Annotated in this window: 16 protein-coding genes; 12 read left to right on the plus strand and 4 right to left on the minus strand. The window is 47.8% G+C overall.

Translation table 11 applies throughout. From position 1 onward, the window contains the following. Nucleotides 1-183: 183 nt before the first annotated feature. A complete protein-coding gene (locus L1F29_RS16310; RefSeq protein ID WP_258389351.1) occupies nucleotides 184-699 on the minus strand; it encodes a ferritin-like domain-containing protein in 516 nt (171 codons plus the stop codon). Between the two features lie 237 nt (nucleotides 700-936). On the opposite strand from L1F29_RS16310, the gene L1F29_RS16315 reads away from it, so the two are divergent. Further along, nucleotides 937-2,295: an extracellular solute-binding protein gene (locus L1F29_RS16315; RefSeq protein ID WP_258389352.1), complete on the plus strand. Its 1,359-nt coding sequence runs from the start codon at nucleotides 937-939 to the stop codon at nucleotides 2,293-2,295. A 95-nt stretch (nucleotides 2,296-2,390) separates the two neighbouring features. Here the strand turns inward: L1F29_RS16315 and L1F29_RS16320 are convergent, their stop codons facing one another. Further along, nucleotides 2,391-2,705, minus strand: a complete 315-nt coding sequence (locus L1F29_RS16320; protein WP_258389353.1) for a winged helix-turn-helix transcriptional regulator — start codon at nucleotides 2,703-2,705, stop codon at nucleotides 2,391-2,393. A 176-nt stretch (nucleotides 2,706-2,881) separates the two neighbouring features. Here L1F29_RS16320 and L1F29_RS16325 point away from each other — a divergent pair, with 176 nt between their 5' ends. The 11 genes from L1F29_RS16325 (at nucleotide 2,882) to L1F29_RS16375 (ending at nucleotide 13,392) form a co-directional block, all read left to right on the plus strand. After that, nucleotides 2,882-3,808, plus strand: a complete 927-nt coding sequence (locus L1F29_RS16325; RefSeq protein WP_258389354.1) for an aldo/keto reductase — start codon at nucleotides 2,882-2,884, stop codon at nucleotides 3,806-3,808. Nucleotides 3,809-3,838: 30 nt separating this feature from the next. Then, a complete protein-coding gene (locus tag L1F29_RS16330) occupies nucleotides 3,839-4,714 on the plus strand; it encodes an NAD-dependent epimerase/dehydratase family protein (RefSeq protein WP_258389355.1) in 876 nt (291 codons plus the stop codon). 185 nt (nucleotides 4,715-4,899) lie between these two features. Further along, complete coding sequence (locus tag L1F29_RS16335; RefSeq protein WP_258389356.1) at nucleotides 4,900-6,528, plus strand: GMC family oxidoreductase; 1,629 nt, start codon at nucleotides 4,900-4,902, stop codon at nucleotides 6,526-6,528. Nucleotides 6,529-6,651: 123 nt separating this feature from the next. After that, nucleotides 6,652-7,068, plus strand: coding sequence for a DUF1259 domain-containing protein (locus L1F29_RS16340; RefSeq protein ID WP_258389357.1), 417 nt, complete (start codon nucleotides 6,652-6,654; stop codon nucleotides 7,066-7,068). Between the two features lie 138 nt (nucleotides 7,069-7,206). Further along, nucleotides 7,207-7,872 (plus strand): hypothetical protein, encoded by a 666-nt coding sequence (locus L1F29_RS16345; RefSeq protein WP_258389358.1) that lies wholly within the window; start codon nucleotides 7,207-7,209, stop codon nucleotides 7,870-7,872. 105 nt (nucleotides 7,873-7,977) lie between these two features. Further along, nucleotides 7,978-8,418: a DUF4259 domain-containing protein gene (locus tag L1F29_RS16350; RefSeq protein ID WP_258389359.1), complete on the plus strand. Its 441-nt coding sequence runs from the start codon at nucleotides 7,978-7,980 to the stop codon at nucleotides 8,416-8,418. Nucleotides 8,419-8,599: 181 nt separating this feature from the next. Next, nucleotides 8,600-9,505 (plus strand): NAD(P)/FAD-dependent oxidoreductase, encoded by a 906-nt coding sequence (locus L1F29_RS16355; RefSeq protein WP_258389360.1) that lies wholly within the window; start codon nucleotides 8,600-8,602, stop codon nucleotides 9,503-9,505. 62 nt (nucleotides 9,506-9,567) lie between these two features. Continuing rightward, entirely contained in the window at nucleotides 9,568-9,951 is a 384-nt protein-coding gene (locus L1F29_RS16360) for an Rrf2 family transcriptional regulator (RefSeq protein WP_258389361.1), read from the plus strand. Between the two features lie 115 nt (nucleotides 9,952-10,066). Further along, a complete protein-coding gene (locus L1F29_RS16365) occupies nucleotides 10,067-10,462 on the plus strand; it encodes an RrF2 family transcriptional regulator (RefSeq protein WP_258389362.1) in 396 nt (131 codons plus the stop codon). A gap of 150 nt (nucleotides 10,463-10,612) precedes the next feature. After that, nucleotides 10,613-11,575: an aminoglycoside phosphotransferase family protein gene (locus tag L1F29_RS16370; protein ID WP_258389704.1), complete on the plus strand. Its 963-nt coding sequence runs from the start codon at nucleotides 10,613-10,615 to the stop codon at nucleotides 11,573-11,575. Between the two features lie 194 nt (nucleotides 11,576-11,769). Next, a complete protein-coding gene (locus tag L1F29_RS16375) occupies nucleotides 11,770-13,392 on the plus strand; it encodes an ankyrin repeat domain-containing protein (RefSeq protein ID WP_258389363.1) in 1,623 nt (540 codons plus the stop codon). Nucleotides 13,393-13,460: 68 nt separating this feature from the next. On the opposite strand, the gene L1F29_RS16380 is transcribed toward L1F29_RS16375, so the two are convergent. Together L1F29_RS16380 and L1F29_RS16385 are read right to left on the minus strand one after the other, a co-directional pair. Further along, nucleotides 13,461-13,913 (minus strand): ParB/RepB/Spo0J family partition protein, encoded by a 453-nt coding sequence (locus L1F29_RS16380; RefSeq protein ID WP_258389364.1) that lies wholly within the window; start codon nucleotides 13,911-13,913, stop codon nucleotides 13,461-13,463. A 47-nt stretch (nucleotides 13,914-13,960) separates the two neighbouring features. Further along, nucleotides 13,961-14,218, minus strand: a complete 258-nt coding sequence (locus L1F29_RS16385) for an excalibur calcium-binding domain-containing protein (RefSeq protein ID WP_258389365.1) — start codon at nucleotides 14,216-14,218, stop codon at nucleotides 13,961-13,963. Nucleotides 14,219-14,220: the final 2 nt, after the last annotated feature.

Raw genomic sequence — 14,220 nt, forward strand, 5'->3', positions numbered from 1 at the left:
AATGGCAACCTGACCTTCAGTTGTTACGAACAGATGCTGCATTAATTCAGAGCATGTTGGACGGCAGACCACTTCCGCGGGCTGCCTATTTTTTCTATAAATCATCCGCCGCGGCAACCGAACCGTAGGCTAACTGCCTTTGGTTCGGCTGGTGTCGCTCCAACTTACGTTATGGTTAGACAATTACGCCTTCATGACTTGGTTGCAATGGTTCAACGTAAAAAGGTAATTGTATTTCGAGGCATGCTTAATTTCGTCGGTAATAATCTCGAACAGCATATCCCGATACATCCCTTCCGGTAAACAGCGTCTAATTTCCCGGTACTTCTCCACCGCCCTCAATTCTCCGAACAGCGCCATCTTAATGCCGTCCACATACGACGCAGGCTTCTCGAACGGTTCTCCGTTACCCGGAGACGGTACCTCCTGGCCAGTAAAATCTCTGTAGATTTTCCGGAACATCTGGTTATGTTTCCGCTCATCGTCGCGGATTGACGCGATGATGTCCTTCTCCTCCTGCGTAGGAGCAATAGAGATCAAATACTGGTAGAACAGCTCGTCGGAACGTTCGCCCTGAACGGCTTCGCTCACCAGCCGCAGCGCGGTTTGCAGGCACTGCTTTTGGCCGCCCGGCTGCACAGGGAAGCCGTCATTCCGGTAAGGAACGTAACCGTAGTAATAACCGTACTGGGGAATCATTGCAGCTCTCCTTTATTCCTATTTTCATTGATAATATATTCCTGGTTCCGGTATAGGTGAATATCCGGTTGTTGTGGTGTTTTTATGCCGATCAATATCACATATCATACTGGCCGCCGAAATTCACATCAAATTCATATGTCACTCTTTATAATACGTATTGAACATATCAAATATATTAATTGGTGGTGGATGAAATTGAGTAGGAGTGTAAAAAGAAAAGCGGCATCTTATGTAATGGCATGCGTGTTAATGCTGATGGTAGCCTTAACGGGCTGCAGCTCCGGGACAAATACGCCGGAGAACCAGCCCCAGCCGGAGAACACGTCCGCTAATGACCAGAAGTCCAATGAGTCCGGGAAAGAGGAAGAGAATAAGCAGCAAACGGTGGTTGATAAGAAGGAATTGAAGGCGGATTTAAAGTTTCTTTCACCTTGGGGATTCGGTTATGAAGAACAATTCAATAATGTGTTCGCCGATTTCATGAAGGTTTACCCCAACATTAAAGTTGAACTGTTGGAACAGAATATCAATGATCTTCCTGCGCTAGTTGCAGCTGGGATGACCCCTGATTTGATCATGATGTTCAATACGGTACCGGCATGGAGAGAAGATAAATTCGTGGAAGATTTGGCGCCGTATATCGAGATGGACCCGGATGTGGATCCAAGCCTGTTTTATAAGCCTGCATTCGATGGTTACGTAGAAGATGGGGTGTGGGGACTTCCTTTGCAAGACGGGGCGAATCTGCTCCTCGTGTATCATAAAGATATTTTGGATCAATACGGTTACACCGAATTCCCTGAATTAAACTCTCTAGAAGAAATTAATGATTTCTTTCAAAAGTTTTGGGTAACGGATAACGGAAAGCAGGAGATGACGACATTCGCTCCTCATGAATCGATCGGTTCGACCCGGAATACATTGCAGACATGGGCTTATGCGAACGGGGCAACGACGAAAACGTTCTATGATCCGGAAACCCGTAAAGCTAATTTCAACGATCCGCTTATCGTAGAAGCGCTGGAATGGATGGTCAGGTTCAAGAACGAGAATATCGATGAGAAAAGATTGAGCGAACTGCAAGCTTCCTTGCCGGAAAACACCAACCGGTTTCAAGCCGGCAAGCAGCTCATGCAGCCTGAATTTTCCACAACCGTTGTCAATCGACTTAAGGAAAACCCCGATCTAGGCGTTACGACGATGCCTCTCAACTCGCTATGGTTCGGCGGTTGGGGAATGGGGATGACGAGCGGCGGGAAAAACAAAGATGCCGCATGGGAACTGGTGAAGTGGATGACTTCTACCAACGAGGGCGCGGAATCGTTGCTGAAGCATTTTGGCTGGCTATCCGCGAAGATCGAAAATCCGTATCTCGTCGAACAAGCGAAGACGAATCCGGCTTTGAAGGTTGCTTATGAAGCGATGAAAGAAGTGAAGCACAGTCATCTTGAGTCTCTAATTCCCGTCGATTACTTTCCGGAGTTTGATGACAAATGGCCAAAGGTTATGGACGGTTCATTATCGCCAAAAGCGTTCCTGGATCACATGACGGAGTATATTCAAGAGCTGATCGATAAGAAGTATGGCAAATAAATCAGAGTCCAACTTACGCTAACGATTTGTACGTATTGGGTTATTGGCTAATCAACGAACAAAGGTATCCTTCATTGTGAAGGATACCTTTAAATTTACGCCCAATCGCGTCCCCATTTCTTCATTTCATGCAAAATGCCGTTAAACGCTTCTCCCTTGCTCGTCAGTCGGTATTCGACGGTAGGCGGGACAGTCGCATAAATCTCACGAATCACAACTTGATTCTCCTCCAGATGCCGGAGCGTTTCCGTGAGCGATTTGGAGCTGATGCCGTTGATGGAGCTCTTGAGCTCGCTGAACCGTTTCTTTCCGTGAAAGAACAGCTCACGAATAACGAGAAAAGACCATTTCCCGCCAATAATCCGCAGTGATTTTTCGATCGAGCATTCGTAATCTTCAGTATGGCCCATGAACCTATGCCTCCTATGCGCAGTGAAGGATTTCCTCTATGAGATTCTCTGCCGGAACAACGATCTCCTTCTTAATGGTCACCTTAAGGTAACAAACTACGGTTAAAGTGCGTACTTCCAGCATCTATGAAAATCGTTTAAGATAGCCACAGGTCACTATTCCAAGGAGGTACTCCATGTATACGAGAAGTTTGGGCAAGACAGGTATCGAGGTATCCGAAATCGGTTTCGGCGCTTGGGCTATTGGCGGAGATGCGTGGGGACCTGTTGATGACGAGCAGTCTTTACGAGCGATGGAAGCAGCGGTTGAGCAGGGCGTTAACTTTATCGACACTGCGGATGTTTATGGGAACGGCAGAAGCGAGAAGCTTGTCGCCAAGCTGATTCAAGGCAGAAGAGAAAAGCTGGTCATCTCTACAAAGGGAGGGCTAATGGGACATCACCGGGATCCGAACGGGGCTCCGGTATATGATAAGCCGGATAAAGTCATTGAAGCGTTCGAGAACAGCTTGAAGAGGCTTGAGACGGATTATATTGATGTCTACTTCTGTCATCTCTGGTGGGATAAGCATGAAGAAACGGAAGCGTTCCTTGGCGCGTTCGAGCGGCTGAAGCGCGACGGAAAAGTAAGGGCCGTCGGTGTTTCTACTGAAAATTTGGATTACATCAAACATTTTAACCGTGATGGCGGGCTGGATGCCGTTCAACTGGATTATAGTATATTAAACCGTTCCACGGAACGCGAAGTGCTGCCTTATTTGCATCAGCACGGCATTGGCGCGGTCGTACGCGGTCCTCTCCGCATGGGTATTCTAACCGGGAAGTTCCAGAAAGGAACGGAATTCGCAGAAGGGGATATTCGCAAAAACTGGCCGAAGGAAGCTTGGTTCTCGAAGAGCCTCTCACAAGTCGAGAAGCTTAAGCCTCTTGCGGATGAGAATCGCACGCTGTCTCAGGCGGCACTGCGCTTTGTACTCAGCCATCCGGCCGTATCCACAGCCATTCCAGGTGCGAAGACAGCGCAGCAAGCGGCCTTAAACGTATCGGCATCGGTGCGTCCGCTGTTATCCGAGCATGATATGAGTCTGATCAATCAAGTATAAACGCGTATAACGAAAGGAAGAGACATTGAGATGAACGTACTCGTAACCGGAGCATCCGGCAATGGCGGACAGGCGGTATGCCGTGCGCTGCTGCAAGCAGGCCATAAAGTTCGAATGGCGGATGTCATTCCGTCAGCGGCAACGGATCTAAGAACAGCGGAATTCGTCAGATGCGACACACGAACCGTCTCGGACGTTCGTCAAGCGGTCAAAGGAATGGATGGGGTCATCCATCTAGCGGCTTGGCATTGTGCCCATCAACCTCCGGTAAGCGATGATACCATATTCGCCGTAAACGTCGACGGTACATACAACGTGCTTGAAGCGTGCAGGCAGGAAGGGATCCGATCGATCGTTTACGCGTCTTCAATGGCTTACGGCTGGGGATCCGTCTATAGCGTCAGCAAGGTCATCGGCGAAGATCTTTGCCGATCCTACCACGAGATGACAGGAGCCTCGATCGCGATGCTTCGCTATCATGAATTTATCCCGCGGCCTTATTTGGAATTTGGCTCCCGTCTGCTGCGCAATGGCGTGGATCGCCGGGACATCGCTTCTGCCACTGTCATGTCCCTTGCTGCAGCCGACAGGCAGGCCTTTAAGCTGTTCAGAACGATCGTGCATACCGACCATGGAATGCCAGAGCAAGTCAAGAACCATTTTGCGCAGCTGGGAAGAGAGTGGTGCGAGCAGCAGGTGCCCGGGGCATCAGCCCTTATCGATAAATACGAGATTGCGCTTCCTGCTCAAGTCGAGCAGCATGATATGACTGAGGCAAGGAACTTTCTTGGCTGGCAGCCTCGGATCGGATTTGTGGATTTTCTGAAGGATCTGAAGCGAAGAGACGAGCTCGGATTGGATGTAACCGGACTCATTGTACCTTCCGAGCTTCCGCAGGATTTGTAGAATCAGTCCATAACTTGGTTTCATCAAAGTCGCTTAGATAGCGACTTTTTTTTGTTGGGCCCTGGTTCATTCCCTTTATCCATCGCATATGGAATGGTTTAAAATTTTGAAAACCTGATGAGTCCAAACACATGTGGCTAATGTGAGTAATATTGTATATCAGCCTAGATATAAGGAGAGCATCGATGGATAGGAAAAAAACCTTTGATTATATTATCGTAGGAACGGGTCCTGCCGGAGCGGTAATCGCGAAGACCCTTACCGATGATAAAAAAACATCCGTTCTCGTTCTGGAATCCGGCGAGAATAACGACAAGGACGACCCGATCAGGAATTCTGAATTTGCTTTGGAGCTGGAGGAACAGTTTTTCCCTAATTACTTCTGGCAAGGGGAGGGAATTCCGCAGGACGGATTGGACGGACGTTCATTCGAATGGACGACCGGACGTCTTCTAGGCGGGGGATCCTCGATTAACGGGGAACAGTACGTTCGGCCGACAACAGCCGTGATTAGAGAATGGGAAAAACTATTGGGGCCGGTTTGGTCTCCTAGACGGGTTATTCGCCGATTTAAGAAATTAGAAAAGTATAATGGAAAGACAAGTAATGTTAGGGCACGCGGGTTCAGCGGGCAGATTGATATTAGGCAGGCTCCGGTTAACCCCACGTCCATGGGGAAAAAGCTCACTTCAGCAATTGAGAACGCAACGGGATTTTCGGAGATTCTTGATTACAACGATCCTAAAACCCCCATTGGTCCCTTTACTCGATGGCAGTTGTATCAAAATCCGAATGGCCGGAGAGAAAGTTCATCAACGGCTTTTCTCTCGAAAGAGATCATGACCCCTGCAGGTCAGGGTGTTAAAGACCGGAAATTAAAAGTCTTCTTCAAATCAACGGTTTTACGAGTGCTCTTTTCCGGCAAACGTGCGATAGGAGTGGAAATTCTTATTGGAGGTAAGCGAAGCCGGGTTTATGCGCGTAAGAAAGTCATCATTTCAGCAGGCATTAACAGTGCTCAGTTATTGATGCTATCTGGAGTCGGTCCGGCCCAATTACTTCAAGATGCAGGTATCCCCGTCATATTCAATAACCCAAACGTAGGGAAGCGGCTAAGAAATCACACGCTGAACTTTGCCGTATTTACCGCTAATCCGGATGATCATGCATTGCCCTCTAATGATCCTAATTCGCTATATACGGGAGGAGCTTTTTTGCCGGATCCATCCGGTATAAATCCCAAGCGCAGGGCGGTTCAACTTATCGGAATCGGTTCCGATCGTACGCTAACCCTAGCCATCATTTATTTGCGTCCCATGAGCCGGGGGTTCATTAGAATACAAAACAAGGATCCTCTTAAAATCGTATTAGCGGATGAAGGGTTTCTCGATAACCAGGATGACATGGAAAAAATAAAAAACATCTACAAAACTTATGTCAAAAATATAGCGGATGAATTGGCTTCCATAGACCCCTCATATCGGCTTATTTCACCCACACCGGATGTAATTGACGATGACTCAAGATTGGAAGAGTTTATCAAGCAAAATTTCGAACATAATCACCACCAACAAGGTTCACTGCGCATGGCTCCCCTAAATAAAGGAGGGGTTGTTGATCGCCTGGGCAACGTTCATGGGGTGAAAAGCCTAGTGGTTGCAGATGCTTCAACGATTCCATTTACGGTTGACGGCAACACATCAGCGCCAGCATACCTGATTGGTTATACAATTGCCCGACAATTGCGGATTCAGGATAAGAAGAAACCAAAACGTAAGGAACAAAGGTCGCTATATAAGACCGTAGAAGAGTGATTACTTGAGCTGCAGTAACGGAGCTCACATTAAGATTATTAAAAATTGATCAAACCGGGCATTCGCATACACGCCTTCCTCTGGTTTACAATACACTATTTCAAAACCAAGAGGAGGCTAGTAATGGCGAATATTAAGGTAACTCCACGGTTTAATAGATTATGTAACCAATTTGCCAGCATATTAGGCGGGGAGCATGAAATTGATCCAGGTCCCGTTTGTTTTGTCAGCCGGGCAAGGAGACTTAATGCAACAATTTTAGGAAGACGAACAACCTCACCATTGGTCCGGTATCAACTGTTTTCATTTGAGTCCCTCGATCGTTCAGGACGTGCGCTTTGTTTAGGCGAAACTGCGCTTTTTCAAAACCAAGCCAATCGCTTAATTCGCAATCTTCAACGAAATGGCATTAAGGTAACGGCACTTCACAATCATTGGTTGAATGAGCAGCCTCGATTAATGTATATTCACTGGGAGTCCATTGACAATCCAATCGAATTTGCACGGAAAACCAAAAGATCAATTGCTTTCTTGGGCTAGCGGGCTGGATTTAATCATATAGCGATACTGATAGCACAATCCAAGTGATTGTGCTTTTATTGTTATAAAAATCTTAACACAGAGCCGGAACATTTTTGGATATCGTACCGTCCATAGTACTATGAAAGAGGGGATTATATGCGCAAACGGAACTGGGCGGTATTTCTAATCATTACGCTGTGTTGGTTGGCTGCGGGCTGTTCAAGCAACCCTTACAGGCATTACAAGGATAATGAAATGATCGGTTTCGTCAGCAGCATCGATCAGCAGAATCAAACCGTAATCATCGATATCTCCGAATGGTCGAAACGCAACTTGCGCGGATCATCGATCCCCGATTATGGCGTCCAATATACCGCTAAGGTGCTGCCCCGTACGATCATACAGAATGATGCAGGCACCAAATTGTCGCTTGCCGATCTCAAGACCGGCCAGAAATTGCAGATCAATCCGCCGGATCCGAAGTCGGAAACCCCTGATGAGCTGCTTATTTTGCCCATGAGTAAAGACGAACTCTATCGAAGTGCCGGTTTGCTTTCCCGTGAGAAAGGCAAGTATCATATCAGCGTGATTGAAGAATCCGATTCGAATCCGGATTACAGCTTGAAAGCTTTTCAGGCGATTCCCGGGGCTATGGCAGGCGGAATCAGCTGGCTTACTATCGATCCTAATCATGTGCTTAATCTCAAGCAAGAATTCAGCCTGGACACTCTCCCTGTCATCCTTGTCTTCGATACCAAGAAATTGGTACTGAAAACGCAGAAGATTAATGACATTAAGGAATTTCTTGAGGCTCGGGCATAGTAATAGAGGAGAAGGTCGCAGTTAAAGAAAAATACGAGCAAGCTGCCGCGGCGCCTTGCTCGTTATAATCAGATTCGTTGTGTAAGCAGAGGAGGTTACAGACCTATGGGGGCATGGGACACAGGAGTATTTGATAATGATGGAGCAGGAGATTGTCTGCTGGATGTGCAGCAGAACGGATCTTCCATTAAGGAACAAATCAATTACATCCAGACTACGTGGTCTGAAGAAGGTTATATGGAGGTCGACGAAGGCAGCGCAATCCTCGCACTTGGTGAACTAATCTTAATTGCGAGCGGAATTCGCCCCGTACATCCGATAACGGAAACCATTGATTTTGGCATCGTGAAATCACAGCTGAATCCGACATTGATTTCGCAAGTCGCGGGGCTGATCAGAGTTGCTTTAAACAGCGACAACAACGATGCTTCGGAGGTTTATGAGCTCTGGAAAGAGGCCGATGCAAGAGATTTCGCCGCTTGGAAGAAGACGGGCGAGGATATCCTGCATCAAGTGGAGAATCTCGATTTGAAGATACGTACATAAGTATCAAAATGCAATGCTGTAAATAAAGCGGAATTTGTTGACTTGCCTTCACTCAAAGGTTATCATAGATACATGAAGTCTATAATTATTTGGACGAACCCAAATGATTAGCTTCAGATATTTTTTTGAAACATTTATAGATAAAGTGTATCTATAATATCTTTGTAAAGGAGTGGATCTGATGTTGTACGATTGTGTCATTATTGGCGGTGGACCGGCAGGATTAAACGCTGCTTTGGTGCTTGGAAGGGCGAAGCGGACCGTTGCGCTATTCGACCATAATCAACCCCGAAATCGAGTTACTCATGCTTCCCATGGATTTCTAACACGAGACGGTATAACACCTTCTGAATTTAGGCGCATTGCTTATGATGAGGTGCTGAGATATCCGTCGGTACAGCATTGGCAGGACGAAGTAACAGATATTCGTAAGCAGGAGAAGGGATTTGAAATCTTAACCAAGAACGGCGAACATGTAAAAACCCGAAAATTGATTCTGTCCTCCGGATTAAGAGAAATTCTCCCCGATATTGAGGGCATTCATAACTTTTACGGGAAAAGCCTATTCAATTGTCCTTATTGCGACGGTTGGGAATTGAGAGATCAGCCGCTGGTGGTTGTAGGCGACAAACCCGGGGCTTTTCATAAGATCAAACTGCTCTACAGCTGGAGCAGAGATCTGATTGTATGTACGAATGGCCATGCCGCTTTAACCCATGAACAAAAAGAGCTGCTTGAGCATAAAGGAATTCAGGTGATCGAAACTCCGATCAGAGCATTTCGGGGTGAGAACGGCATGTTGAACCAAGTACAATTTATGGATGGTTCTCATATCGAACGAAGCGGTGGGTTTATTATGCCCGAATGGCATCTGAATGATTTATTTTCCAAAGAGCTGGGTTACGACACTGCTGCTTTTGGAGCCATAGCCGTCGATATACAGGGCAGGAGTACGGTCCCGGGATTCTATGCAGCGGGAGATGCGGCTTATGTGGGGCCTTCTCAAGTGGTTTTTGCCGCGGCTTCCGGCAGTAAAACAGCGATGACTGTCAACATGGATCTAGTTGAGGAGGAGTTTAACCTGTAACAAAGTATCGCAATGATGGGAAGCAGGCATAATATTGATTGAATCGGAAAGGGGAGGCTGCAATGGATACGGCATTGGAAACGGATCGTTTTCATGCCACGCTGGGTGTTCTCCTGCTTCTGGCGAAGCAAAGAGGGACGTTGAGCAGCGCCGAAATGGCCGAGCTTCTGCAAGTACATGCCGTCTACTTGAGAAAAACCATTTCCCGGCTGCAGAAACTTGGCCTCGTTGAAGCCAAGGAAGGTCGCGATGGTGGATATAAACTCATTTTGCCTGCAGCTGACATTACCCTTGCAGATGCCTACGAAGCAATAAGACACGAGAGAAAGGGTTCAAACGGCAAGGGCAGCAGATGGTTCAGCCTTGAACCGGTACTTGCTGAGATCGAGCGATGTTCGATGACATCCTTAAAGAAATACAGCATCTCCGATGTGATGATTGAATAAATGGAGCCTCCTGCATGTGGATAGCCGACCGGAGCGGTTTTACGGAGATCGTACTTGCCTTAATCCTATATTGACGTTATCATGGACTAATAATGTCCATAACGAGGTGTATCCTATGAAGTTTTCACAGGCAACGGACTATGCTCTCCATGCGATGCTTTATTTAATAGAGGAAGCGCCGGATAAGCCCGTAAGCGTGCAGCTTTTAGCCGAGAAACTGGGCGTCTCCCAGACCTATCTGTCGAAAATGCTAACCAAGCTGGTCAAGGCGGGGCTAATTCATTCCGTATCGGGTGCCAATGGCGGATACCGGCTCAAACGAAACCAAGAGGATATCTCCTTTCTGGATGTCATTCATGCAATCGAAGGTACGGCTTCCCTGTTCGAATGCAGCTTTAATCACGGCAGCGAATGTCTGATTCAACAGGTAGTGATTGACGCCGAGCGGCAGATGGAGCAGTTCTTGAAGAGTAAGAAATTAGCCGATTTGGCTAACCAACTCAAAGGCTAAACGCCGCAAACCTATAAAGCCCAATGATCATGAGCAGGACGTGATCGTTGGGCTTTATTGAATCGTGCACAGAACGGGATCGACAATGGTATAATTTGTGAATCAAGTATTGGCTCTAAGCAATCTATAGAGACGCGGGAAGGAGTGCTTATGAACAATTATAAAACGCTGCTGAAGGATCATTATGGTATCGAAGCTGCATCCATATTACCACAGAAGGGAGGATGGTCGGCACTTGCTTACCAAGTGATTAGCGGCGAGCGTCGATATTTTCTGAAGGTTTACGAGAAAAGCAGAACCTCTACCCCGAAATGGACCGCCTTGATCGACAGCTATGTTCCCATAATCCAATGGCTGTCGCAGCAAACCAGCCTGCAAGGCAAGATACCGGTTCCGCTGCTAACTGTAAACGCAGAAAATAGATGCGAAGATGACATGGGCATCTTTCAGCTCTATGAATATATTGTTGGAAATACGATAGGGGATCAAGCGTTAAACGACATTCAATATCGGCAGCTTGCCGAAATCATATCGGAACTGCATCGCTATGGGGAAGAAATCCCGTTAAACACGGAAGCGATAAAGGAAGATTTCCTTATTCCTTTTACTCCAACATTAACAAAGATGCTGAGCGCAGATTTCAATCGTCTTCCAAGTGATATGAAGGCACTGTTGGCTCCTTATATTGAAACCATTATTAATCGCATTAACTATTTGAAAATCGTTTCTGCACAATTGCAAAACAGTGAGCTTCAAATGAGAGTCTGCCACACGGATCTTCATAACTGGAATATGATGCAAGCCGAAGAGCAGCTCATTCTCATTGATTGGGAAGGATTGAAGCTGGCTCCCGTGGAAGCGGATCTTATGTTTTTGATGGACGAGCCTTATTGGAATGAATTTTTAACGATCTATCGGAAGACACATCAGCATTACGAGATTAACCACAGAGCATTGATGTTCTACCGAATTCGCCGGAAATTAGAAGATATTTATGAGTTTATGGTTCAAATTGTATATGACAAGCAAGAGGAGCAAGATCGAGCGGAGGCGGTAAGTTATTTGAAGAAAGAGCTTCAAGATATTGAAGATTTGAATGCGGGTTTTTCGTAACGTTAAAGATTAACTACGTTAATGATAACAATAACATAACGATCCAGGGTGTCGATCTGGGATCAGGCCCCGCTCAAAGCTATACTTGCGCGCCACGGTAACCTCTGGACATGATACAATGGCAACTATAGACTATTCGACTAGCAGTATAGAACGTACTAAGAATCTAAGAACCATTGAGGAGGTTATAACCGATGCTGGACCGATTGAATCCGCCGGATGAGCTGGTTCGTGATGATCATCTGTCTGAAGACGGCACGTATGGAAGCAATGTATGGCGAATGATGGTTGCTTGTGAGAGTGGAGACGTCGAAATGGTTGAGAGGCTGTTAGGGCATGACGAGTCACTTGCCAACTGCAGCTGGGGTTATTTCTCGCCGCTTCAATTTGCAGTACGGGAAGGGCATGCGAATATCGTAGAGCAGCTGCTGAGGCATGGAGCCATTGCAGCGGAAAAATCTCCGCTCAACTGGGTGGATACGCCTTTGCAAAAAGCGATCGACCGCGGGCATAAATGGATCGAAGATATGTTAAAGGAACATTTGGAGCGGACTCTACATAGCAATCCGCTCGGAGAGACCGTCGCTGCAATGATACGCGAGCGTGATGAGAGCGGAGTCTTGCAGCTGATTGATCGCGATCCGGCTGCAATTCATTCCAGCGATGAGCGAGGCAACACGCCAATCCACTGGGCGGTTCTGACAAGGCAGCTGAAGCTAATCGATGCCTTGCTTGAGAGAGGCGCGGATATCGAGTCGGTTCGAGGAGATGGCTGCAAGCCCGTTCATCTGGCGATGTCAGGCGACTACTTCTATCGCCCGCATCGAGACCTGCCGTCGGACACGATACGAAATTCATGGTTTATGGTCGGCTATCTGATTTCCAAGGGTGCCGAATATGAGATTGGCACGGCTGCGGCTGTTGGGGATACGGAATACGTGCGTCAGCTGCTCGCAAATAGCCCTGAGCTCGCGAACGTCAGGGATACGTCGGGCCGTTCTCCGCTATATAATGCGGCCAAGCACGGGCATGTACATGTCGTGGAGGCGCTGCTCGAGTTCGGTGCCGATCCGAATCGGCCGGAGAGTGATGCTCCAAGGGGAGGGGCGCTCCATGCCGCTGCGAGCGGCAATCATTTGTCGATCGCCAAGCTGCTGCTTGCAGCTGGAGCCGATCCGAATGCAGAGGTTGAAGCATCCGGCAATGCCGTATATATCGCAATGCGCCGCGGCTTCAATGAAATGCAGCAGATGTTGTACGCTCATGGGGGAACGGTGTCGCTGACAGCAGCATGCGATCTTGGCCGGATCGATTTGGCAGGCGAAATATTAGCGGTTCATCCGCAAGCGGCGAATGCGGGCGATTACGGGCCGTTAGCGCAAGCGGCCAGCTGCGGCCATACTTCCATCGTTCAACTGCTGTTGAACTATAAGGTCGACTTGACGGAACGGTGGTATGCAAGCAACTATATGAGCTATGCCTGCGGAAACGATATGGTAAAGCTGCTGCTCGATCACGGAGCGGATCCCAATCATGCAAATTGGCTCGGCGTCAGTTATCTTCATTTGACGGCGAGAAAGGGTGATACAGAGCTTGCACGCCTACTGCTTAACTACGGTGCGGATATCAACGCGGTGGAAGAGGAGTACGGCACAACGCCGCTCGGCTGGGCTGCGAAATACGGCCAGAGGGACATGGTTGCTTTTCTGCTGGAGCAAGGTGCGGATAAATCGCCTTCCGGTATATCGGATTGGGCGTCACCGCTTAAATGGGCGGAGCGAAGAGGTCACCAAGCGATTGTAGACATGCTGTCTTGAAGGGAGTTCAGGCAAGAGGTCTTCATTCGGTTATAATTACAGGCTGCCGTTATCCAACGGCAGCCTGTTTACTTACGGAGCGTATTCCAGATGTTATCCGCGCTATCATCGTCCCAAATGATGACCCAATATTCAGGAATACCGGCACGCTTGAGTGCAGCTGTACGCCGATTGCCGTCTCGGACGGACAAAGAGCCATTCACATGCTGAATGATAAGCGGTGGAGCATCCCAGCCCTCGTGAAACATTCGTTCATATCTGCCAACCAAGATGTCCCAATGTTCATCGGACGAATAGTACTCCATATCGGGTTCGCTCTTGGGTCCGTGACAACGCTGCAGCCGGTCGACATCGACAAGAATCGGACCGACCCAATGACGTTTTTGTTTCATTAGGCCTTCCGAGAACGCAGGGTTATTGCCGGCAGCATTCAAATATAGGTGGACCCATTCCTCTATTTGCCCGCGAGCGGCAAACTGCTTGGCTTCCTCGCATGTGTAATGAAGCGCTCCGTTATCCATCTTCCGACAACCTTCCATTATATTGATCGCATAGGAGCATAGTTAGCTTATTTCTCGCAGGCGATTCCATCTTTGTCCCGGTCGCTCTTCTTGTTTGCTTCATACAATTCCTTGGAGACGTGAGGCTTCTTCTTGGTCTTTCCGCCCTTGTTCTTCGTATCGGCGGACTTGGCGACACCGCCCGGGTAATCTTTGTTCAGCTCCGTACAGTTCTTGTAAGTCTTCGCCTTCTCCGCTGCGCTTGCGGTAAGCGTGCCGCCGAATACGAGCGTCAACGAGAGAACAGCCATCATTACTTTCTTCATCT

This window comes from Paenibacillus spongiae (assembly GCF_024734895.1).
Lineage (GTDB): Bacteria > Bacillota > Bacilli > Paenibacillales > Paenibacillaceae > Paenibacillus_Z > Paenibacillus_Z spongiae.